This window comes from Pseudomonas sp. P8_241 (assembly GCF_034008315.1).
Taxonomy (GTDB): Bacteria; Pseudomonadota; Gammaproteobacteria; order Pseudomonadales; family Pseudomonadaceae; genus Aquipseudomonas.
Window position 1 is genome coordinate 1,654,865 of the sequence record NZ_CP125377.1, and the last position, 22,552, is coordinate 1,677,416.

Here is a 22,552-nt window from a genome sequence, read left to right on the forward strand (position 1 = left end):
CTGTGACTGGCTTGTTTATTACGCTGGAAGGCCCTGAAGGCGCCGGCAAGAGCACCAACCGCGAATACCTTGCCGAGCGTTTGCGCGCCGCCGGTATCGAGGTGGTGTTGACCCGCGAGCCGGGTGGAACGCCACTGGCCGAGCGCATCCGCGAAGTGCTGTTGGCGCCGGTCGATGAAGTCATGAACCCGGATACCGAATTGCTGCTGGTGTTCGCTGCACGAGCCCAGCATCTGGCCGAGGTGATTCGCCCGGCCTTGTCCCGTGGTGCTGTGGTTTTGTGTGATCGTTTTACCGATTCGACTTATGCCTATCAGGGCGGTGGTCGCGGTTTGTCGCTCGAGCGCATTGCCACCCTGGAGACCTTTGTTCAGGGCGATCTGCGCCCGGACCTGACGCTGATTTTCGATTTGCCCGTGGAAGTAGGCCTTGCCCGCGCCAGTGCTCGCGGTCGCCTGGATCGCTTCGAACTCGAAGGCCGGACCTTTTTCGATGCCGTGCGCAGTGCCTTCCTCAAGCGAGCCGAAGCGGATCCGGCGCGCTATGTTCTGGTTGACGCTGCACAACCGTTGACGCAGGTTCAGCAGTCGCTGGATGCACTGTTGCCGCGTTTGCTGGAGCTAACCCGTGGCTGAGGCCTATCCGTGGCAGGACAGTCTGTGGCAGCAACTGGCCGGTCGTGCCCAGCATGCCCACGCCTATCTGTTGCACGGTCCGGCCGGTATCGGCAAACGGGCGCTGGCTGAACGCTTAATGGCCAGACTGCTGTGTCAGCGTCCCGCTGGGCTTGAGGCCTGTGGCGAATGCAAATCCTGCCTGTTGCTGAAGGCGGGTAGTCATCCGGACAACTATATTCTGGAACCGGAAGAGGCCGACAAGGCGATCAAGGTCGATCAGGTTCGGGACCTGGTCAGCTTCGTTGTGCAGACTGCGCAACTGGGTGGGCGCAAAGTGGTGCTGATCGAGCCGGTCGAATCGATGAATATCAATGCCGCCAACGCCTTGCTGAAAAGCCTTGAAGAGCCTTCCGGCAATACCGTTCTGTTACTGGTCAGTCACCAGCCAAGCCGCCTGTTGCCGACCGTCAAGAGCCGATGCGTGCAGCAGGCCTGCCCGTTGCCGAGTGAGGCCATGAGTCAAGCCTGGCTGGCGAAGGCCTTGCCGGACTGCACAGAAGAGGAGCGTGCTGAACTGCTGACCCTGGCGGCGGGCTCGCCGCTGGCTGCGGTCACTTTGCAGGCTCAGGGCGTTCGCGATCAGCGGGCCCAAGTCGTTGAGGGGGTAAAAAAGCTGCTCAAGCAGCAACAATCGCCAACGCAACTGGCTGAAGGCTGGAATGCGATTCCGTTGCTTTTGTTGTTTGACTGGTTCTGCGATTGGTCCAGCCTGATCCTGCGCTATCAGCTGACTCAGGATGAGGGCGGGCTGGGGCTGACCGATATGCGCAAGGTCATTCAGTATCTGGCGCAGAAAACCGCTCAGGACAAAGTCTTGAATATTCAGGACTGGATCCTCTCCCAGCGCCAGAAAGTATTGAGCAAAGCGAACCTTAATCGGGTTTTGTTGCTGGAAGCCTTGCTGGTGCAATGGGCGTCCTTGCCCGCCCAGCGATGACTGTCCGGGCCTAGACTTAAAGCACTGGTAAATCCTGTTGTCCCACTCATTCGATGTAAGTTGCGGCCCTTTTATGCTCGTAGATTCCCATTGCCACCTCGATCGCCTTGACCTGACTGCCCACGACGGTTCACTGGATGCCGCACTCGATGCCGCTCGCCAGCGCGGAGTCGGGCACTTTCTGTGCATCGGTGTCAGTGCTGACAATGCTGCCGACGTTAAAGCCCTGGCCGAGCGTTATGACGACGTCGATTGTTCGGTTGGCGTACATCCTCTGGATGTTCAACCGGGCGCCGCACCAGCCCTCGACTGGCTGTTGCATGAGCTAAATCACCCGCGTGTGGTGGCGATTGGCGAAACTGGCCTGGACTATCATTACGAGCCGGAAGCGGCAGTGTTGCAGCAGGAATCCTTTCGCCTGCACCTGCAAGCGGCGCAGCAGACGGGCAAGCCGGTGATCATCCACACCCGTGGCGCCCGTGCCGATACCCTGGATCTGCTACGTGACGCAGCACTGCCCCAGGCAGGCGTGCTGCATTGCTTCACCGAAGACTGGGAGATGGCGAGGGCTGCGCTGGACATGGGGTACTACATTTCCCTGTCCGGAATTGTCACTTTTCGCAATGCCGACGCCTTGCGCGATGTGGCCAGCAAAGTGCCTGCCGACCGGTTGCTGGTGGAAACCGATTCGCCGTACCTGGCGCCGATCCCCTATCGCGGCAAGCCGAACCTGCCGCAGTACGTGCGTGAAGTAGCGGAATTTCTGGCAATGTTGCGGGGTGAGTCCTATGAGCGATTTGCTGAGCAGACCACAGAGAACTTTAAGCGATTGTTTCCCTTGGCGCATGTCAGGGGTTTGGCGTAACGCCGGAAAAGTTCGCAGCCTGCGGCAGCTCCTACGGGGCTTTTGCGCCTGAATCGCAGGCAAAAAAAACCCGGGTTCTGGGGGGTGAATCCGGGTTAAGACCATTAGGAGTAAAACAATGGCACGCGGTCCGTTGGTACCAATATCGGCATGACACTTGGGGGAGATGTCCCGCCGACAGTTCAAGTATTGATCAGGATTGCATCTCGTCCAGTTTGATGTCCGGGATTTTTAAACAAATTTGGAATACCGCCGCTTCGGAAGAGTTCTCATCAACCCGGCGGCGTGCACAGAATGACCAGAAAGCGCAGATATGGTCGGATGATCCGTGCATTTTTACGCAAGTTAGGCATAATACGCGGCTTCGATTTTTGACCCGAACAGACCTTTTCTTATGCATAAAGAACCCCGTAAGGTCCGTGAGTTTCGTCGCCGCGAGCAAGAAATTCTCGATACCGCGCTCAAGCTGTTCCTCGAACAAGGTGAAGACAGTGTCACCGTCGAGATGATTGCTGATGCTGTCGGTATCGGCAAAGGCACGATCTACAAGCACTTCAAATCCAAGGCTGAAATCTATTTGCGCCTGATGCTCGATTACGAGCGTGATTTGAACGAGCTCTTGCATTCCGCTGACGTCGACAAGGACAAGGAAGCCCTGTCTCGCGCGTATTTTGAGTTCCGCATGCGCGATCCTCAGCGCTATCGCCTGTTCGATCGCCTGGAAGAAAAGGTGGTCAAGGGCAATCAGGTCCCGGAGATGATCGAGGAGCTGCACAAGATTCGCGCCTCGAACTTCGAACGCCTGACATTGCTGATCAAGGGGAGGATCAGCGAAGGCAAGCTTGAGGACGTCCCACCTTACTTCCATTACTGCGCATCCTGGGCGCTGGTGCACGGCGCCGTGGCGCTGTATCACTCGCCATTCTGGAGCAACGTGCTGGAAGATCAGGAAGGTTTCTTCCAGTTTCTGATGGACATCGGCGTACGCATGGGCAACAAGCGCAAGCGCGACAGCGATACCCCGAGCAGCTGAGCCATTCAGCCACCTTATTGCGCCATGATTTCGCTACAGGGTGACGTGCGCAGGAATATACTCAGGTGTAGGACTTGCTAAAACTTGATTTCTAGGTCAAGTTTTAGCGGCCCCAAATAGTCTTCCACCGGAGAAATCATGATCGTTGACCGTCAAGGCAGGCGTTTTCGCAATCTGCGCATCAGCCTGACCTCAGCCTGCAATTATGCTTGTACCTATTGCGTGCCTAACGGCAAGCGGTTGGTGGCTGCGCAGGATGAATTGTCGGCCGAAGCCATGGCCCGCGGTGTGGCATATCTGATCGAAGCCGCCGGCATCGAGCGTTTGCGCATCACCGGTGGCGAGCCGCTGGTCAGCCCGAAACTCGAAGCGTTCATGACGGCGGTTGGACAGATGGGGCTGGAAGACATCAGCCTGACCACCAATGGGCAGCTTCTGGCGAAGAAACTGCCCTTGCTGGTGGATGCCGGCATCCGGCGTATCAACGTTTCCCTCGATACCCTCGATGCCAGTGCGTTCCGCGGTATTGCCCGTGGCGGCGACCTGGCGACTGTGCTCGACGGTATGGACCAGGCCCACGCGGCCGGCCTCAAGATCAAGGTCAACATGGTGCCGTTGCGCGGTCAGAACCTCGACCAGGTGATGCCTCTGCTCGATTACTGTCTGGAGCGCGGTTATGAACTGCGATTCATCGAGCTCATGCGCATGGGGCACTTGGCCAGCGACTCCAATTCCTTTCTGCAACAGTTTGTCAGCCTCCAGCAATTGCTGAGCCTGATCGGCGAGCGTTACGAATATTTGCAAGCCGATGCACCGGTCGATGCAACCGCCGTGCGCTACGAAATTCCGGGGCTAGGGCATTTCGGCGTGATTGCCAACGAGAGCGTCCCGTTCTGCCGAACCTGTTCACGATTGCGCTTGTCCTCAACGGGGTGGCTGCATGGCTGCCTGTCATCGAGCAATCGGCATTACATCGGTGATCTCCTGGACAAGCCGCGCCACCAGGCACTGCCGGCCCTGCAGAGACTCTTGGTGAAAGCCTTGGGGGACAAGCAGGAAGTAGCGTTCTCTGGTGGCGCGACCGTAATGAAAATCATCGGCGGCTGATCTTTCCTCATCGCGAGCAGGCACGCTCCCACATTGAAATGCGATCCCCTGTGCGAGCCTGCTCGTAATGCGATCTGAGTGTTGGTGAGCGGGAGCTGGCGCGGAAGCTGCATCCCACGACCATTCGCCGGTTTTCCGTCACCGGCCCCTGGAGGATAGGATGCGTAGCCTGGTTTTGCTGCTGACCGTTATGGCGCTTGGTGGCTGCATGAACGTCAGCGATATGGCCGAAGGGACTCGTTACCATATGAGCGATGCAGGTTTGCTTGACCACAGCGACAGCCGTCGCGTGAACAACCTGCGCATTCAACCGGACTCGTTCGTCTACATTGCCCAGGGTGCGTTCATGCCGCCGGGCAGCACCGTTTACCCGCGCCCCAATGTGATTGCCGAAGTCGCCTTCGATGGCTTTGTTGAATACTTCCCGATGGTCCGTCGCGCCCGAGTTCCGGAAGGGCTTGACCAGGCCATGAGTGAAGCCCGTGCCGTCGGTGCTCACTACCTGCTCTACACCCGTTTTGCCAAGTCCGACGACCGCATCGGCAACTCGGACGAGTGGCTGGATCAGGAAGCGCTGGATCGCCTGGGCGTCGACAGCGGCGTGATTCAGATCATGTTGATCGAGACCAGCACCCAGTATTTGATTGATACTGCACATATCAAGAGTCGTGGCGGTTTGCTGACGTTCCACGACGAAAAACCCGAAGACCTGATGGGCCCGCCGTTGCAACAATACGCGCGCAGCCTGCTGGGGCTCAGCGACCAGTAAACCCAAGGAGAACACCATGAGTGACCCGCAAAAAGCCAACGACCTGCTGGGGCAAATCCCCAAGACCCAAGGCTTGCCGCCGGTCCACCTGTGGAACCCTGACTTCTGCGGCGATATCGACATGCGCATCGCCCGAGACGGCACCTGGTACTACCTGGGGACGCCGATCGGACGCAAGCCCATGGTCAAATTGTTCTCCACCATCATCCGCCGCGACGGCGATGATTATTTCCTTATCACCCCCGTAGAGAAGGTCGGCATCAAGGTCGACGATGCGCCGTTCGTGGCGGTTGCCGTTGACGTGGAGGGCGAGGGTGAGGCGCAACGCCTGCGCTTTACCACCAATGTTGACGAGACCGCAGAGGCTGGAGCCGAACACCCGATCCGCGTGGTGATCGACCCGGACACTCAAGAACCGGCGCCTTACGTTCATGTGCGAACCAATCTTGAAGCGCTGATTCACCGCAACGTGTTCTACCAGCTGGTGGAACTGGCGGTCAGTCGCGAGATCGACGGGAAGCGCTGGCTCGGTGTGTGGAGTGGCGGCGAGTTTTTCCGTATCGGCCTGGAGCCCTGAAAAGATTGACAGCCAATCATATGATGATTAGCGTTAGCCTTCATTGCGAACGGCTTTGAGGTGTCCATGTCCAGCAGCTTTCATGCGTCAACGGTCGATTGGCTGGGTTGCTGGATCGCCACCGGGCAGGTCAAACCGGGGCAATCCCTCAAAGTCGAGGCCGATCTCGGCGAGCAACTCGGCGTCAGTCGCACGGTCATCCGCGAAGCCATCAAGACGCTGGTCGCCAAAGGTATGCTTGAAGTCGGACCCAAGGTCGGCACGCGGGTTTTGCCGGTGCGCCGCTGGAATCTCTTCGATCCGCAGGTCGTCGGTTGGCTGTCTCGCAGCGGATTGCCGGAAAACTTCGTCGACGATTTGCTCGACCTGCGCCGCACCATCGAACCGATGGCGGTGCGTTGGGCGTGCGAGCGCGCCAATGGCGAGCAAGTCGACGCCATCCTGTTGGCTTACAACGCGTTGGAACGAGCGGTCGACAGCGGCATTGATTACAACCGCGCCGACCAGGTGTTTCACGAGTGCATCCTCGCCGCCAGCCACAATCAATTCATCGAACAAATGGTTCCCGCATTGGGAGCGCTGCTCGCTGTAGCGTTCGAAGTGTCCGCCGCCGACCCGAACGAATTACGCCGCACCTTACCCCTTCACAAAGACCTGGCCGAAGCCATTGCCGCACGGGATACGGCACGGGGCGTCTGGGCCTGCATGACCCTTATCGACAACGCCGACCTGGCGATCAAGCGTTACTACCCACAAGTCATGGCCGATAAAAAGGCCAGCTGACAACTGCAATAACGGTAGGAACTGGCGAGGGTGTATCAACCGCTGTGGCCTCGACTGACACACCATCCCTAGCGCTGCATAAAAACAAAAACAATACAGGAGGCTTCATGACGCTGACGGCGCTTACCGAGCATCGGGCGAAACTGGGTGAAGGCCCGTTCTGGGACGTTCCCGCACAGGCCCTGTACTGGGTGGATATCGCCGGCAAACAAGCCCTGCGCCTGATCGGTTCCAATGTGCAAATCTGGGAGATGCCCGAGCACGTGTCGGCGTTCATTCCCTGTGAAAGCGGTGATGCCCTTGTGACCTTGAGCAGCGGTGTCTATCGGCTTGACCTGGATTCACCAGGGCTGGAGCCGCGGCTCACGCTGTTCTGTATCGCCGATCCACAACCCGGCAATCGCGCCAACGAAGCCCGCTGCGATGCACAGGGCCGACTTTGGCTCGGCACCATGCAAAACAACATCGGCGTAAACGGTGAAGACCTGCCCGTCGTGAGGCGTACCGGCGGTTTGTTTCGCATTGATCCTGATGCCCGTGTGACACCGCTGCTGCGCGGACTGGGCATTCCCAACACGCTGCTATGGAGCGATGACGCCACTCAGGTGTATTTCGGCGACAGCTTCGATGGCACGTTGTATCGGCATTTCATTCGCACCGACGGCGTGCTCGATCCGTCTCAAGTCTGGTTCGGTCCCCATCAGCGCGGCGGTCCGGATGGCTCGGCGATGGATGCAGAAGGTTTCATCTGGAATGCGCGCTGGGACGGCGGTTGCTTGCTGAGGCTAACGCCAAGCGGCGCGGTTGATCGAGTGATCGAGTTGCCGGTCAGCCGTCCCACCAGTTGCGTATTCGGCGGTGAAGACTTGAAAACCCTGTTCATCACGAGCGCTGCCAGCCCACGGAACCACCCGTTGGATGGGGCGGTGTTATCGATTGCTATGGATATCGGCGGAAAACCCTGCACCCGATTTGCAGGTTGAGTCCCATAATATGGGATGCGAATATATATATTGAGATTTTCTGCGGGCCGGGTTTATAGTCGGCTCCACCAAGTACATGCACTCACACTTAAAAAAACAAAACAGGTGAAGTGATGCAGCGAAATTCCACCGCACGTCCGTGTGGAGTCAGTGCCTCAGAGCGCTTCCACGCTGAAACGTTTGCGTTCTTGCCAGTTTCTACTTCTACGCCTTTCAACCGGACATCCACAGATGCCCGGTTTTCGTCATGCTTTCGAACAGGAGTCCTGATCCATGGCTGAACCCCTTACCCTGCCACCGGTGCCCGAGCCACCCAAAGGCGAACGCCTGAAAAATAAAGTCGTGCTGCTGACCGGCGCCGCCCAAGGTATTGGCGAGGCGATCGTCGCGGCCTTCGCGTCCCAGCAAGCCAAGCTGATCATCAGCGATATCCAGGCCGAGAAAGTCGAGAAAGTCGCGGCGCACTGGCGGGACCAAGGGGCGGATGTCGTGGCGATCAAGGCCGACGTGTCGTGCCAGCAGGATCTGCAGGCGATGGCCAGATTGGCGGTAGAGCGCCACGGGCGCATCGACGTGCTGGTCAATTGCGCCGGGGTCAACGTGTTCCGCGATCCGCTGGAGATGACCGAGGAAGACTGGCGCCGCTGCTTTGCCATTGACCTCGATGGTGCCTGGTATGGCTGCAAGGCAGTGTTGCCGCAGATGATCGAGCAAGGCATCGGCAGCATCATCAATATCGCTTCGACCCATTCCAGCCACATCATTCCCGGCTGCTTTCCGTATCCGGTGGCCAAGCATGGTTTGCTCGGCCTGACCCGCGCATTAGGCATCGAATACGCGCCCAAGGGCATTCGCGTCAACGCCATCGCGCCCGGCTACATTGAAACCCAATTGAACGTCGACTACTGGAACGGCTTTGCCGATCCGCATGCCGAGCGGCAACGCGCCTTTGACCTGCATCCGCCAAAACGCATCGGACAGCCGATCGAAGTGGCGATGACGGCAGTATTCCTGGCGAGCGATGAAGCGCCATTCATCAACGCCTCGTGCATCACTATCGATGGTGGTCGTTCGGTCATGTATCACGACTGAGTGTGCGAGGTTTGAGGCGCAGAACGACGCCTGAAATCCAATCATCATACGATATGACTTTTGGCCGTGCCGCCTTTTACCGTTTTATGGCTTTCCAAGAATGCTCAACAAAAACAACAAGGAGTCAGCTTATGAATCGTCGTCGTGGGATCCGTTCCCTGTGCTGTGCCGCTTTGGCGGTCACCGCGGTCAGCCTCACCAGTGCGTTGCTTGCGGCCGAGGAAGTGAAAATCGGTTTTCTGGTCAAACAAGCGGAAGAGCCCTGGTTCCAGACCGAATGGGCGTTCGCCGAAAAGGCCGGGAAGGAGAAGGGTTTCACCCTGATCAAGATCGCCGTGCCCGACGGCGAGAAAACCCTCTCGGCCATTGACAGCCTCGCGGCCAATGGCGCCAAAGGTTTCGTGATCTGTCCGCCGGACGTGTCCCTCGGCCCGGCGATCATGGCCAAAGCCAAGCTCAACGGGTTGAGAGTGATCGCCGTTGATGACCGTTTCGTCGATGCCAGCGGCAAGTTCATGGAAGACGTGCCGTACCTCGGCATGGCGGCGTTCGAAGTCGGCCAGAAACAAGGCAATGCCATGGCGACCGAAGCGAAGAAGCGCAATTGGGACTGGAAAGACACCTATGCGGTGATCAATACCTACAACGAACTCGATACCGGCAAAAAACGCACCGACGGGTCGGTGAAAGCGCTGGAAGATGCCGGTATGCCGAAGGATCACATTCTGTTCTCGGCCCTCAAAACCCTCGATGTGCCGGGCAGCATGGACGCCACCAATTCGGCGCTGGTGAAACTGCCGGGCGCGGCGAAGAACCTGATCATCGGCGGCATGAACGACAACACCGTGCTGGGCGGTGTGCGCGCCACTGAAAGCGCCGGTTTCGCCGCAGCCAACGTGATCGGTATCGGCATCAACGGCACCGACGCCATTGGTGAACTGAAGAAACCTGACAGCGGCTTCTACGGCTCGATGCTGCCGAGCCCGCATATCGAGGGCTACAACACGGCGAGCATGATGTACGAATGGGTCACCACCGGCAAAGAACCGGCGAAGTACACCGCGATGGACGACGTGACGCTGATCACCCGCGACAACTTCAAGCAGGAACTGGAAAAGATCGGCCTGTGGAATTGACGGTCATTGATTTCAGCGACGGCCTCGGCGACGGGGTTGTCTGATCTGAGTGAAGAGGTGGTTATGCACGCGCAAACAATCGAACACGAACAGAGCGCCAACGGCAGCTTGCGCTTCAACGCAATTGGCAAAACCTTTCCCGGCGTCAAGGCACTGGACGGCATCAGCTTCATCGCGCATCCGGGACAGGTTCACGCCTTGATGGGCGAGAACGGCGCCGGCAAGTCGACGCTGCTGAAAATCCTCGGTGGCGCCTATACGCCGAGCAGCGGCAGCCTGCAGATCGGCGCTCAGGTGATGGATTTCAAGTCCACTGCCGACAGCATCGGCAGCGGCGTCGCGGTGATTCACCAGGAACTGCACCTGGTACCGGAAATGACCGTGGCCGAGAACCTCTTTCTTGGCCACTTGCCCGCCAGTTTCGGCCTGATCAATCGCGGGCTTCTGCGTCAGCAGGCGTTGGCTTGCCTGAGGGGGCTGGCCGATGAAATCGACCCGCAGGACAAAGTCGGGCGCCTGTCCCTCGGGCAACGGCAACTGGTGGAAATTGCCAAGGCGCTGTCCCGTGGTGCCCACGTGATTGCATTCGACGAACCCACCAGCAGCCTCTCGGCGCGGGAAATCGATCGCTTGATGGCGATCATCGGACGCCTGCGCGACGAAGGCAAAGTGGTGCTCTACGTGTCCCATCGCATGGAAGAAGTGTTCCGCATCTGCAATGCGGTGACGGTGTTCAAGGACGGCCGCTACGTGCGCACGTTCGAGGACATGAGCGAGCTGACTCACGATCAGCTGGTTACTTGCATGGTCGGGCGCGACATTCAGGACATCTACGATTATCGGCCTCGCCAACGCGGAGCGGTCGCGCTGAGGGTCGATGGTCTGCTCGGTCCAGGGCTGCGCGAGCCGGTGAGTTTCGACGTGCACAAAGGTGAAATTCTCGGGCTGTTCGGACTGGTCGGCGCGGGTCGTACAGAATTGTTGCGCCTACTCAGCGGACTGGAGCGCAACTCAGCCGGGCGCCTTGAACTGCGCGGTCATGAATTGAAGTTGCACTCGCCTCGGGATGCCATCGCTGCCGGGATTCTGCTGTGTCCGGAAGACCGCAAGAAAGAGGGCATCCTGCCGCTGGCCAGCGTTGCCGAGAACATCAACATCAGCGCGCGCGGCGCCCATTCCACCTTCGGCTGCCTGTTGCGCGGTCTGTGGGAAAAAGACAACGCCGACCAACAGATCCAGGCGCTGAAAGTGAAGACGCCTAATCCGGCGCAGAAAATCATGTACCTGTCCGGTGGCAATCAGCAGAAGGCGATTCTGGGCCGCTGGTTGTCGATGCCGATGAAAGTGCTGCTGCTCGACGAGCCGACACGCGGCATCGACATCGGTGCCAAGGCCGAGATCTACCAGATCATCCATAACCTGGCGGCCGACGGCATTGCGGTGATTGTGGTGTCGAGTGACCTGATGGAGGTCATGGGCATTTCCGACCGCATTCTGGTGCTGTGTGAAGGCGCGCTGCGTGGCGAACTGAGCCGCGAACAGGCCAATGAATCCAACCTGCTGCAACTGGCTTTGCCGCGCCAACGCGCCGACGGCGTGGCGAACTGAGAGGTGACTATGATGACAGCCCAAAACAACACTTTGCCGACCCAGCGCAAGCCTCTGGACCTGCGGCGTTTCCTCGATGACTGGGTGATGCTGCTGGCGGCGGTCGGCATCTTTGTCGCCTGCACCTTGTTGATCGACAACTTTCTCTCGCCGCTGAACATGCGCGGTCTGGGCCTCGCGATTTCCACCACCGGCATCGCTGCGTGCACCATGTTGTATTGCCTGGCTTCCGGGCATTTCGACTTGTCTGTGGGCTCTGTGATTGCCTGCGCCGGCGTGGTTGCAGCGGTGGTGATGCGCGACACCGACAGTGTGTTACTCGGCGTTTGTGCGGCGCTGGTGATGGGCCTGATCGTCGGACTGATCAACGGCATCGTCATCGCCAAATTGCGCGTCAATGCGCTGATCACCACACTGGCGACCATGCAGATCGTGCGTGGCCTGGCATATATCTTTGCCAACGGCAAAGCGGTGGGCGTGTCCCTGGAATCGTTCTTCGTTTTCGGCAACGGCCAGTTGTTTGGCGTGCCGGTGCCGATTCTGATCACCATCGTCTGCTTCCTGTTTTTCGGCTGGCTGCTGAACTACACGACCTACGGACGCAACACCATGGCCATCGGCGGCAATCAGGAAGCGGCATTGCTGGCCGGGGTCAACGTTGATCGGACCAAAATCATCATCTTCGCCGTGCATGGCGTGATCGGGGCGCTGGCCGGGGTGATTCTGGCCTCGCGCATGACCTCCGGCCAACCCATGATCGGCCAGGGTTTCGAACTGACTGTGATCTCGGCATGCGTGTTGGGCGGGGTGTCGCTGAGCGGCGGGATCGGCATGATTCGGCACGTGATAGCCGGGGTGTTGATTCTGGCGATCATCGAGAATGCGATGAACCTGAAGAACATCGACACGTTTTATCAGTATGTGATTCGGGGTTCTATTTTGCTGTTGGCGGTGGTGATTGACCGACTGAAACAACGCTGACATTCATTACATCTTCAGGAGCAAGCTTGCTCGCGATGGCGGACTGTCAGCCAACATTGATGTTGGGTGCGCCGGCCTCATCGCTAGCAGGCTAGCTCCCACTGTTTTTTTGTGTTGTTTAGATGTTCCGGGTTCGCCGTAAATCCCCTGAGGCAGCTAGCCTGCCAGCGATTGACCGTGTAACGGTCCCGGTTTTTTACTATCCCTTCCGTCACGTCCCTTAAATATTCCTTGCCCGTCCCAACCCGTTTCGGGTATCAATTTGTACATGATTAGACAGGTACGATTCGACAAGAAACAACGGGTGGTCGACGAACTCATCCGGCGCATCGAAAGCGGTCTCATGGAGGATGGCTTTCATTTGCCGGGTGAGCATCAGTTGGCTCAAGAATTCAAAGTCAGCCGAGGCACGCTGCGCGAAGCCTTGGCGGAACTGAAACGGCGCAATTACATCGCGACGCAAAGCGGCGTCGGTTCCATCGTGACATTCGACGGTGTGGCGCTCGATCAACGTAGCGGCTGGGCCCAGGCGCTCGCGGATAGCGGAGCGCTGGTCAACACCGAAGTGCTGCGGCTGGAGGCCGTCACGCGTACTGATCTGCTGTCGCGTTTCGGCACTGACCAGTTCATCACCCTCGACCGTCGTCGGCGTTCAAACGAAGGCACGCTGGTCTCCCTTGAACGCTCCTTGATGCCCGCCACCGGAGGCCTGGAAAGCCTGCCGCGTGTCGGTCTGATCGACAATTCCCTGACCATCACCCTGGCTGCCTACGGCTATATCGGCGAACGAGGCGATCAGTGGATCGGCGCCGAACCGCTGAATGCCGAAGACGCCGAGTTGCTCGGGCGCCCGGTCGGCACGGTGTTCCTCAAAGCCTTGCGTACGACATACGATCGGCAGAACCGCTTCATGGAGCAGGTCGAAAGTCTGCTCGATCCGGTGCATTTTCGTTTGCACCTGCAATTTGGAAGTTTGCGATGACTGCGCTCAATCGTGCCTTGGGCGCGTTTTATGGACTGGCCCTGGGCGACGCCCTTGGCATGCCGACCCAATCCTTGAGCCGCACGCAGATCCAGTCGCGTTTCGGCAATATCACCGACCTCGAAGATGCCGGCCCCGATCAACCGATTGCTGCGAACATGCCCAAGGGCTCGATCACCGACGACACCGAACAAGCCATTCTGGTCGCTCAATTGCTGGTTGAGGGCGGGGGCAAGTTCGAACCGGCGGTGCTCGCGCAACGCTTGATCGAATGGGAAGCAGCCATGCAGGCCAAGGGCTCGCAGGATTTGCTGGGACCCTCGACCAAACGCGCCATCGAGATGATTCTTGCCGGGCACTCGCCGGAAGAGGCCGGGCGCTACGGCACCACCAACGGCGCGGCGATGCGCATCACACCGGTCGGGATCGCCGCCGATGTCGCCGATCCTCAGCGGTTTATCGCGGCTGTCGTGCAGGCTTGCCAGGTCACTCACAACACCACGCTGGGGATTTCCAGTGCAGCGGCGGTGGCGGCTGTGGTATCGGCTGGCATCAATGGCCTGGACCTTGGCGAGGCCTTGAACCTTGGTCAGCACATCGCCCAGCAGGCGGAAAACCATGGCCATTGGGTAGCCGGTGGGCGCATCGCGTCACGTATCAGTTGGGCCCGCAGCATCAGTGTCGACAGCGACCATCTGTTGCTGGCGGATTTGATGTACGACGTGATCGGCACGTCGGTGGCGTCCCAGGAATCGGTGGTGGTGTCGTTCGCCCTGGCCCAGCAAGTGGCCATCGGTGAAATGAGCGCCTTCGATGCGCTGTGCATGGCCGCCAGCCTGGGGGGCGACACCGATACTATCGCGGCGATTCTGGGCGCAATGCTCGGTGCCTGTCTGGGCCTTGAGAGTTGGCCTGTCGAGATGATCGACACGGTCAAATCCGTCAATGATCTGGAGCTTGAGCCTTTGGTGAAAGGGCTCCTCACCCTGCGCTGAGATACATAACCCGTGTAGGAGCTGCCGCAGGGGGTCGTGGGTCGCCGGATCGTCTTGCCCACAACCACAAAAATGGCAACAGGAGCATTTTTCATGAGTTCATCGAGCGCCGGGCAAAGTGCCGGGCAACTGGAAACCCGCGGTATCGAACCGGTGCCGGAGGCCGAATGTAATGGCCATCCGCTGCAACTGTTCTGGGTCTGGTTCGCCGCCAACATTTCCATCCTCGGCCTGCCGCTGGGCGCGACGCTCGTAGCCTTTCGCGGATTGGCGATCTGGCAGGCAATCATCGTTGCGATCCTCGGCGCCGCCGGCTCCTTCGCCGTGGTCGGGATCATTTCGATTGCCGGCCGTCGCGGCCGTGCGCCGAGCCTGACCCTGTCCCGGGCGATCTTCGGTGTGCGCGGCAATATCGGACCGACGATGGTGTCGCTGATGTCTCGTCTCGGTTGGGAAACCGTTAACACCACCACTGCCGCGTTCGTGCTGCTGTCGTTGTGCTCGATCCTGTTCGGCTCGCCGGTCGAGGCCAAAAGCGCTCCGGTGTTGACCCTGGTGTTCATTGCGATTTTCGTGCTGCTGACGTTATCGGTTTCCGGTCTCGGTCACGCCACGCTGCTGGTGATACAGAAGTGGGCGACTTACGTGTTCGGCGCGCTGAACATTCTGGTCGGCGGTTTCCTCTGTGCGACCATCGACTGGAGCGCAGTATTGAGTGCCACGCCTGCGCCGCTCAGCGCGATGATCATCGGCGTCGGCACCATGGCCGCCGGCACGGGGATTGGTTGGGCCAACGCCGGTGCCGACATGTCGCGCTATCAGCACCGTAGCGTCAAGGCCGTGCGCCTGGTGGCGTCGGCGGCATTTGGTGCGGGGATTCCGCTGGTGCTGCTGATCACCCTCGGCGGCTTGCTGTCGGTGGGCAATAACGACCTGGCCCAGGCCACTGACCCGATTATTGCGATCCGCGACATGCTGCCGACCTGGATGGCCGTGCCGTATCTGATCACTGCGTTCGGCGGCTTGTTGCTGTCGAACAACCTGTCGGTGTATTCCGCCGGTTTGACCACGCTGACCCTCGGTTTGAAGGTCAAGCGTGTCTACGCGGTTGTGGTCGACATCGTCGCGATCTTCGCCGGTTCGATTTACTTCATGTTGATTGCCGACAGCTTCTACGGCCCGTTCATCACTTTCATTTCCCTGCTGGCGGTGCCGATTACCGCGTGGGTCGGGATCTTTGTGGTCGACCTGATTCACCGTCATTACTACAGCCCCTGGGATCTGCTGGACGTCAGTCCGAACAGCGCCTATTGGTATCGCGGTGGCGTCGAGTGGCGTGCCTTCGGTGCATGGGCGATCGCCATCGTGCTGGGTTTCAGTTTCACCACCATCGGCACCACGGCTGAAAACGTCTGGTTCAAAGGCTTCCTGTCCGACTCGTGGCTGGGCCATAACGGTCTCGGCTGGGTCGTGACTTTCATGGTGGCGGGGGGGATTTATTCTATTCTCGGCGGGGCGAAAGATCGTCGCGCCGCGCAAGTCGAGAATGCTCATGCCTAGGATGCTGCACACTGGCCAGGTCATCATCGACCTGGTCATGGCCGTGGATAAATTGCCCGAGGCGGGCGGCGACGTGCTGGCGCAGTCCGCCAGTTTTGAGGCCGGCGGGGGCTTTAATGTGATGGCTGCCGCACAGCGTAATGGTCTGCCGGTGGTCTATCTGGGGCGTCACGGTTCCGGGCGTTTCGGCGATCTGGCGCGGCATGCGATGAATGCTGAAGGTATTCGTATCGGCATCGCGGATCGTGCCGAGCGGGACACGGGTTTGTGTGTTGCCATCACCGATGCGTCCGCCGAGCGCAGTTTTGTTTCCTACATCGGTGCCGAGGGCGAATTGAGTACCGAGGACCTGGCAAGCGTGCCGCCCGAGGCGGGTGATTACGCTTATTTAAGCGGCTACAGCCTGTTGCACAGCGCAAAGGCACAAGCGCTGGTGGATTGGACGCTGGCGCTGCGCAATGATGTCAGTGTGGTATTCGATCCAGGTCCGTTGGTGAATTCGCCGGACGAGCCATTGATGCAGTCACTGCTTGCGCGTATCGATGTGTGGACCAGCAACGCGGTCGAAGCGCTGACGTTTACCGGAGCAGCGGACATTACCGAGGCGCTGGATTGCCTGGCCGAGCATCTGTCGGCCAGCGCACTGATAGTGGTTCGCGACGGGCCCCAAGGGTGCTGGATCAGCCAGGGTTCCCAGCGTCGACATGTTCCGGGATTCAAGGTCGAGGCGGTGGATAGCAACGGTGCTGGCGATGCCCATGCCGGGGTATTCGTGGCGGGGCTGGCGCAAGGGTTATCGGCATTTGACGCGGCGCGGCGAGCGAATGCGGCGGCGGCGCTGGCGGTCACGCGTTGGGGGCCGGCGACTTCGCCGGGTGCGGCTGAGGTGGACGCGTTGATCGGGCAAATCTGCGGTGACTGAGTTGCCGCTGTCGCTGGCAAGCCGGCCCCTGCACTGGATCGGCGGACAGCAAAAAAACCTGTAGGAACTGGCTTGCCAGCGATGGGGCCCGTTATTGGCTCATACCGCCTTTTTGATTGTCGGTGGTGGTCGAGCCGAGTCCGCCCTCACTCGGAGTTTTGGTGTCCGGCACATTCAATCCGCCCTGACGACCTGCATCGTTGCCCTGTATCCGTGGGTCCGTGCCGGTGGAGGGGGGCAGACTGTTGTCGACGCCCGTACCGTTGGTATTCATGCCGGGAGCGCTCTGGATGGCCGGTGCCTGGGGTTTTTCCACCGGGTTGGTCGGACCGGTGCTGGAACCGATCGTTCCGGCGAGTGCGGTGGAAGACAGCAAGGCAGTGAGGGCGAAGGCGGTCAATCTGGACAGGCTCATAGTCTCGTCTCCAACGAATAGAGTCCTACTTGATTAGTCAGCCCTCGATCCGAAGGGGTGCCGTACTCGCGACGAACGGCTCAGGCCTGCTGCAGCGCCTTGACCGTGGTTGCCCGCCGCCACATCAGCCGGCCCACGGTAATCAACCAGTTGAGCGAGGCGACGGCCAGGACCGTGAGCAGCAGGGTTGCCATGCCCTGTTCGACGATGATTTTTCCCGCCAGCAGCGGAAAACCAAACACTCCGATGAAGTACGACAGACTGAACAGCAACAGGGATTGTGACGTAGTGCCTTCAGGCGTTTCATTAGCAGCCAGGCCGTTGATCACCGAGTACGTCAAGCCATAACCGACCCCGAGCATCACGGCGGCGAGCACATAAGTGAAGCCGTCGTCGACGACAAACCCGAACATCAGGATCGAGCTCAGCATCAAACCCGAGAGCAGGCAAGAGGTCAGAAAGGGATCGCGCTTGACCACGAACCCGGCGATCAACAGGCGCCCACTGATCGCTGCGCTCATGAAACCGAGGAAAAACAGCGAATAGTCGAGCGAGCGCGCCGCTGCATAGCTGGTCTGGAAACTCGACAGTCCACCGAAGAGGCAACCGCCGAGGCCAACCATGATGATCGGGAACACGGCCCTGGAGGACAGCACCTGACCCGTTGCACGCCAGGAAATCCGCGACACGCTGGTCGATTGCATCGGCGCCTGTTTGAGTTGTCGATCCAGCCGCCAGAACAGCAGTACGCCGATCAGACTGGCCAGCGCCGCCAGATAAAACGCCGCCGTCACCGGATAGCCGAGGGCACTCGCGGCACGACCGAGCAATGGCCCACTGCCGATCCCGGTCATCATGCTGCCCGAGAGTAACGCGAAGTATCTGGCGCGCTGGGCCGGCGTTACCAGACTCGCCACGATGATCGGCCCGAGGGTGTAGAACACACCCCAGCCCAATCCCAGCAGCAAGCCAAAAAACAACAGCAGATGTCCAAACCCCGGCGACAATGCGAAGCCGAGGCTGGCGGCCACCAACAGCACGCCGAACAGCGCCACCGAACGCGCTGCGCCAAGCAGATCGGACAAATGCCCGGAGACAATCACCGCCGCAAAAGTGCTAAGCATCGCCGCCGAAATCACACCGCCCGCATCGTGCTCATTGCCGCCGCGCGAACCGATCAACAGCGACAGTAAAAACGTCGAGCCATAGGACAGCGAGAGCAGGTAGCTGGCGAGACAAAACAGGCCGAACAACTTGCTTGAAACCTGGGGTGTTGCGGTAGACATGACGCGGTTCCTTGACCGGATAGATGAGCAGCTTGCCTATCTAACCACGCAAGGTCAGGAGGATAGGTCCGAGGTTTTCGATTCCAGGGTTAGTGCTGGCCGGAGTAAGCGCTATTCCCGCAGACAAGCCCCCTCGCCACGAACCACGCATCGCCTTAGTATGGCGTTTTCAACTTTTGACAAGGCACGTCCATGACGATCGAAATCCGCCCGGTGACCCCCAGTGACGCGCCGCAAATCCTCGCGTTCATCACTGAGCTGGCCGACTACGAACGTGCCCGCCATGAAGTCATCGCCAGCGTCGCCGACATCGAGCGCAGCTTGTTCAGTGAAGGCGCCACCGCCCATGGCCTGATCTGCTTGCGCGGCGGTTTGCCAATTGGTTTCGCGGTGTTCTTCTTCAGCTATTCAACGTGGCTGGGGAGCAATTGCCTGTATCTCGAAGACCTGTACATCACTCCGGAACAGCGCGGCGGTGGTGCGGGCAAAACCTTGCTGCGTCATCTGGCAAAAATCGCCTGCGCCAATGATTGCGGGCGGTTTGAGTGGAGTGTTTTGGAGTGGAATACGCCGGCCATCGAATTCTATAAATCCCTGGGTGCCCAGCCACAGGAGGAGTGGGTTCGGTATCGGATGGATGGGGCGGTGTTGCGGGATTTTGCCTCGGGTAACTGAAACCTCTTAAAAGATCGCAGCCTGCGGCAGCTCCTACAGAGAACGTATTCCAACGTAGGAGCTGGCGCAGGCTGCGATCTTTTTTTTGTCTTATCCCATAATATGGGATTGATATTTATATATTGAGATTTACCGCGGCGCAGGTTTATAGTCCGCCCACTCACTGCCAATAAACCAGAACAGGTGAAGCGATGCGGGCGCAATTGATCGCACTGGATTGGGGAACGACCTCACTCCGTGCTTACAAACTTGCCGAAGGCGGCCAGGTGCTCGAACAGCGTTCGCTGTCGTCGGGAATCATGCAGTTGCCCAAGGCGCCGCGAGTCATCAACGGCCGGGACTGCGCCGATGGTTTTGAACTCGCATTCGATGACGCCTGTGGCGACTGGCTCGACGAACAACCCGACTTGCCGGTGATTGCCTGTGGCATGGTCGGCAGCGCCCAGGGTTGGCGAGAAGCGGCCTACCGCGATACACCGGCGAACGTCGCCAATCTCGGAACGTCCCTGCAAACCGTGCGCAGTCTTCGCGGTGTCGATGTGCATATCGTGCCGGGGGTGATTCAGCGTTCGCGCCTTCCAAACGTGATGCGCGGCGAAGAAACCCAGGTGCTCGGGGTGCTGCAAACGCTGGCGAGCGAGGCGGGTGCTGATCGGCTGATCGGTCTGCCCGGCAGCCATTCGAAATGGGTGGAAGTGGCCGACGGCTGCATCGTGCATTTCGAGACGTTCATGACTGGCGAAGTCTTCGCCGTACTCAGCGAACACAGCATTCTGGGCCGCACTCAGCAACGCGGTGGCTCGTTCGATGGCGATGCGTTTGATCGGGGCGTGCAGATCGCATTGTCGGCGGACGGTGAAATCGGCCCGCTGTCGACCTTGTTCAGTGCCCGCAGCCTGGGCCTGACCGGCGAATTGAGTGCCACGGCCCAAGCGGATTACCTGTCCGGCCTGCTGATCGGTCACGAGCTCTCGGCCCTGGCCAGCGCTCAGCGGCGTCGCCGCAACAGTGTGCATTTGCCGTCGGTCATCCTTATCGGCAACACCCGACTCTGTGCCCGTTACAGCCGCGCGCTCGACGCCTGCGGTTTTGCCCGGGTGACCCTGGCCGAACAGGCCACCGAACGCGGATTGTGGCAACTGGCGCTCGCCGCCGGGCTGATCACGTCCACCGCATCCCGTTAACCTGACTGGAGGTCTGACATGCTCAAACACGCCTTGGCGCAAAACGGTCTGATCGCGATCCTGCGCGGCCTTCGCCCGCAGGAAGCGGCGGCCATCGGCGAAGTCCTGTACGCCGCGGGATTTCGCATCATCGAAGTACCGCTCAATTCCCCGGAGCCGTACGAAAGTATCCGCATCCTGCGCAATACCTTGCCCGCCGATTGCCTGATCGGCGCGGGCACGGTGGTGACGCCGGAGCAGGTTGAACAGGTGAAAGCGGCGGGCGGCCAAGTGATCGTCATGCCCCACAGTGATCCGAAGGTGTTGCGCGCCGCAAAAGCGGCGCGAATGTACCTGTCGCCGGGCGTCGCTACACCGACCGAAGCCTTTGCCGCACTGGCCGAAGGTGCGGATGTATTGAAGCTTTTCCCTGCCGAGCAGATGGGGCCTGCGGTCGTCAAAGCCTGGCTCGCGGTATTGCCGGCCGGAACCCTTCTGGCGCCGGTTGGTGGCATTACTCCAGACAACATGCATTCGTTCATCGATGCGGGCGTCAAGGGCTTCGGTCTCGGCTCAGGCCTGTTCAAACCGGACATGACGCCGGCGCAAGTGGCGGCCAATGCCAAGGCCTATGTCGCTGCCTGGAAGGCCCTTCGCTAAGACTTTTCTGGCGCTGCGAGCGCTGCATCTAACAAGAGAGACAATCAGATGAAAATCACCAAACTGACCACCTTCATCGTTCCGCCGCGCTGGTGCTTCCTCAAGGTCGAGACCGACGAGGGCGTGACCGGCTGGGGTGAGCCCGTGGTCGAAGGCCGCGCCCACACCGTTGCCGCTGCCGTGGAAGAATTGTCCGACTACCTGATCGGCAAAGATCCGCGCAACATCGAAGACATCTGGACCGTGCTCTATCGCGGCGGCTTCTACCGTGGCGGCGCGATCCACATGAGCGCCCTGGCCGGTATCGACCAGGCCTTGTGGGACATCAAGGGCAAGGCGCTGGGTGTGTCGGTCAGCGACCTGCTGGGCGGTCAGGTGCGGGACAAGATTCGTGTGTATTCGTGGATCGGCGGCGACCGTCCTGCGGATACCGCGCGGGCGGCAAAAGAAGCGGTCGAGCGTGGTTTCACCGCGGTAAAAATGAACGGCACCGAAGAGCTGCAATTCCTCGACACTTTCGACAAGGTCGACCAGGCCTTGGCCAACGTTGCAGCTGTGCGCGATGCGGTTGGCCCGAACATCGGCATCGGCGTCGACTTCCATGGCCGGGTGCACAAGCCCATGGCCAAGGTGCTGATGAAAGAACTCGACCCGTACAAACTGATGTTCATCGAAGAACCGGTGCTCAGCGAAAACTATGAAGCGCTCAAAGAGCTGGCGCCGCTGACCAGCACGCCGATTGCCCTGGGCGAGCGGTTGTTCTCGCGCTGGGATTTCAAGCGCGTGCTCAGCGAAGGCTACGTCGACATCATCCAGCCGGATGCCTCCCACGCCGGCGGCATCACCGAAACCCGCAAGATCGCCAACATGGCCGAAGCCTACGACGTGGCGCTGGCGCTGCATTGCCCGCTAGGCCCGATCGCCCTGGCGGCGTGCCTGCAACTGGATGCGGCCTGCTACAACGCATTCATCCAGGAACAGAGCCTGGGCATCCATTACAACGAGAGCAACGACCTGCTCGACTATGTCAAGGATCCACGGGTATTCGACTACGACAAAGGCTTCGTGAAGATCCCGAACGGACCGGGCCTGGGTATCGAGATCAACGAGGAATACGTGATCGAACGCGCCGCCATCGGCCACCGCTGGCGCAACCCGATCTGGCGCCATGCCGATGGCAGTTTTGCCGAGTGGTGAAATCTCTCTGATTCACCACGATCCCTTGTAGGAGCTGGCTTGCCAGCGATGGCGTCCTGTCAGTCACATTGATGCCGCATGTGATACCGCTATCGCCAGCAAGCCGGCTCCTACGGGATTAGCGCCAGTCTTGGAACGACCTCAATAAC

23 protein-coding genes are annotated in these 22,552 nt (G+C 59.6%); 21 read left to right on the forward strand and 2 right to left on the reverse strand.

What is annotated here, in order from left to right; genetic code table 11:
* Nucleotides 1–2 precede the first annotated feature (2 nt).
* From tmk to QMK58_RS07530, 17 genes are all read left to right on the forward strand, one after another.
* The gene (tmk, locus tag QMK58_RS07450) at nucleotides 3–635 is read left to right on the forward strand and encodes a dTMP kinase (protein WP_053161900.1); all 633 of its coding nucleotides are present in this window, start codon (nucleotides 3–5) and stop codon (nucleotides 633–635) included.
* Nucleotides 628–1,614, forward strand: coding sequence for a DNA polymerase III subunit delta' (locus QMK58_RS07455; protein ID WP_053161899.1), 987 nt, complete (start codon nucleotides 628–630; stop codon nucleotides 1,612–1,614). Before tmk ends, QMK58_RS07455 begins: the two co-directional genes overlap by 8 nt.
* Before the next feature lie 73 nt (nucleotides 1,615–1,687).
* On the forward strand, nucleotides 1,688–2,479 hold the full coding sequence (locus QMK58_RS07460; RefSeq protein ID WP_320396090.1) for a TatD family hydrolase: 792 nt from the start codon (nucleotides 1,688–1,690) through the stop codon (nucleotides 2,477–2,479).
* Nucleotides 2,480–2,873: 394 nt separating this feature from the next.
* The gene (locus QMK58_RS07465) at nucleotides 2,874–3,512 is read left to right on the forward strand and encodes a TetR/AcrR family transcriptional regulator (RefSeq protein ID WP_053161895.1); all 639 of its coding nucleotides are present in this window, start codon (nucleotides 2,874–2,876) and stop codon (nucleotides 3,510–3,512) included.
* Between the two features lie 138 nt (nucleotides 3,513–3,650).
* Nucleotides 3,651–4,619, forward strand: a complete 969-nt coding sequence (locus QMK58_RS07470) for a GTP 3',8-cyclase MoaA (protein WP_053161893.1) — start codon at nucleotides 3,651–3,653, stop codon at nucleotides 4,617–4,619.
* 160 nt (nucleotides 4,620–4,779) lie between these two features.
* Nucleotides 4,780–5,388: a DUF4823 domain-containing protein gene (locus QMK58_RS07475; RefSeq protein WP_053161891.1), complete on the forward strand. Its 609-nt coding sequence runs from the start codon at nucleotides 4,780–4,782 to the stop codon at nucleotides 5,386–5,388.
* 16 nt (nucleotides 5,389–5,404) lie between these two features.
* Entirely contained in the window at nucleotides 5,405–5,965 is a 561-nt protein-coding gene (locus QMK58_RS07480) for a DUF1285 domain-containing protein (protein ID WP_053161888.1), read from the forward strand.
* 66 nt (nucleotides 5,966–6,031) lie between these two features.
* The gene (locus QMK58_RS07485) at nucleotides 6,032–6,748 is read left to right on the forward strand and encodes a FadR/GntR family transcriptional regulator (protein ID WP_320396091.1); all 717 of its coding nucleotides are present in this window, start codon (nucleotides 6,032–6,034) and stop codon (nucleotides 6,746–6,748) included.
* A 107-nt stretch (nucleotides 6,749–6,855) separates the two neighbouring features.
* Nucleotides 6,856–7,731 (forward strand): SMP-30/gluconolactonase/LRE family protein, encoded by an 876-nt coding sequence (locus QMK58_RS07490; RefSeq protein ID WP_320396092.1) that lies wholly within the window; start codon nucleotides 6,856–6,858, stop codon nucleotides 7,729–7,731.
* Between the two features lie 273 nt (nucleotides 7,732–8,004).
* Complete coding sequence (locus QMK58_RS07495) at nucleotides 8,005–8,823, forward strand: SDR family oxidoreductase (RefSeq protein ID WP_053161883.1); 819 nt, start codon at nucleotides 8,005–8,007, stop codon at nucleotides 8,821–8,823.
* A 131-nt stretch (nucleotides 8,824–8,954) separates the two neighbouring features.
* The gene (locus QMK58_RS07500) at nucleotides 8,955–9,959 is read left to right on the forward strand and encodes a substrate-binding domain-containing protein (RefSeq protein WP_320396093.1); all 1,005 of its coding nucleotides are present in this window, start codon (nucleotides 8,955–8,957) and stop codon (nucleotides 9,957–9,959) included.
* A gap of 63 nt (nucleotides 9,960–10,022) precedes the next feature.
* Nucleotides 10,023–11,567 carry an L-arabinose ABC transporter ATP-binding protein AraG gene (gene araG / locus QMK58_RS07505; protein WP_320396094.1) on the forward strand — a complete coding sequence of 515 codons (1,545 nt, stop codon included), beginning with the start codon at nucleotides 10,023–10,025 and terminating at the stop codon, nucleotides 11,565–11,567.
* A gap of 12 nt (nucleotides 11,568–11,579) precedes the next feature.
* Nucleotides 11,580–12,548 (forward strand): L-arabinose ABC transporter permease AraH, encoded by a 969-nt coding sequence (gene araH / locus QMK58_RS07510; protein WP_320396095.1) that lies wholly within the window; start codon nucleotides 11,580–11,582, stop codon nucleotides 12,546–12,548.
* A gap of 268 nt (nucleotides 12,549–12,816) precedes the next feature.
* Nucleotides 12,817–13,530, forward strand: a complete 714-nt coding sequence (locus QMK58_RS07515) for a GntR family transcriptional regulator (protein ID WP_053161877.1) — start codon at nucleotides 12,817–12,819, stop codon at nucleotides 13,528–13,530.
* The gene (locus tag QMK58_RS07520; RefSeq protein ID WP_053161875.1) at nucleotides 13,527–14,525 is read left to right on the forward strand and encodes an ADP-ribosylglycohydrolase family protein; all 999 of its coding nucleotides are present in this window, start codon (nucleotides 13,527–13,529) and stop codon (nucleotides 14,523–14,525) included. The genes QMK58_RS07515 and QMK58_RS07520 overlap by 4 nt, the downstream gene beginning before the upstream one ends.
* Nucleotides 14,526–14,618: 93 nt before the next feature.
* Nucleotides 14,619–16,085, forward strand: coding sequence for a purine-cytosine permease family protein (locus tag QMK58_RS07525; RefSeq protein ID WP_320396096.1), 1,467 nt, complete (start codon nucleotides 14,619–14,621; stop codon nucleotides 16,083–16,085).
* Entirely contained in the window at nucleotides 16,078–17,007 is a 930-nt protein-coding gene (locus QMK58_RS07530; protein ID WP_320396097.1) for a PfkB family carbohydrate kinase, read from the forward strand. The genes QMK58_RS07525 and QMK58_RS07530 overlap by 8 nt, the downstream gene beginning before the upstream one ends.
* A 91-nt stretch (nucleotides 17,008–17,098) precedes the next feature.
* Here the strand turns inward: QMK58_RS07530 and QMK58_RS07535 are convergent, their stop codons facing one another.
* On the reverse strand, nucleotides 17,099–17,422 hold the full coding sequence (locus QMK58_RS07535; protein ID WP_053161868.1) for a hypothetical protein: 324 nt from the start codon (nucleotides 17,420–17,422) through the stop codon (nucleotides 17,099–17,101).
* Nucleotides 17,423–17,502: 80 nt separating this feature from the next.
* On the reverse strand, nucleotides 17,503–18,708 hold the full coding sequence (locus tag QMK58_RS07540) for an MFS transporter (protein WP_320396098.1): 1,206 nt from the start codon (nucleotides 18,706–18,708) through the stop codon (nucleotides 17,503–17,505).
* Between the two features lie 192 nt (nucleotides 18,709–18,900).
* On the opposite strand from QMK58_RS07540, the gene QMK58_RS07545 reads away from it, so the two are divergent.
* The 4 genes from QMK58_RS07545 to dgoD all read left to right on the forward strand — a co-directional run bounded on the left by QMK58_RS07545 (nucleotide 18,901) and on the right by dgoD (nucleotide 22,403).
* Nucleotides 18,901–19,383, forward strand: coding sequence for a GNAT family N-acetyltransferase (locus tag QMK58_RS07545; protein ID WP_053161864.1), 483 nt, complete (start codon nucleotides 18,901–18,903; stop codon nucleotides 19,381–19,383).
* A 191-nt stretch (nucleotides 19,384–19,574) separates the two neighbouring features.
* A complete protein-coding gene (locus QMK58_RS07550; RefSeq protein ID WP_053161862.1) occupies nucleotides 19,575–20,567 on the forward strand; it encodes a 2-dehydro-3-deoxygalactonokinase in 993 nt (330 codons plus the stop codon).
* An 18-nt stretch (nucleotides 20,568–20,585) separates the two neighbouring features.
* Nucleotides 20,586–21,206 (forward strand): 2-dehydro-3-deoxy-6-phosphogalactonate aldolase, encoded by a 621-nt coding sequence (locus QMK58_RS07555; RefSeq protein ID WP_320396099.1) that lies wholly within the window; start codon nucleotides 20,586–20,588, stop codon nucleotides 21,204–21,206.
* A 48-nt stretch (nucleotides 21,207–21,254) separates the two neighbouring features.
* Entirely contained in the window at nucleotides 21,255–22,403 is a 1,149-nt protein-coding gene (gene dgoD / locus QMK58_RS07560) for a galactonate dehydratase (RefSeq protein ID WP_053161858.1), read from the forward strand.
* Nucleotides 22,404–22,552: the final 149 nt, after the last annotated feature.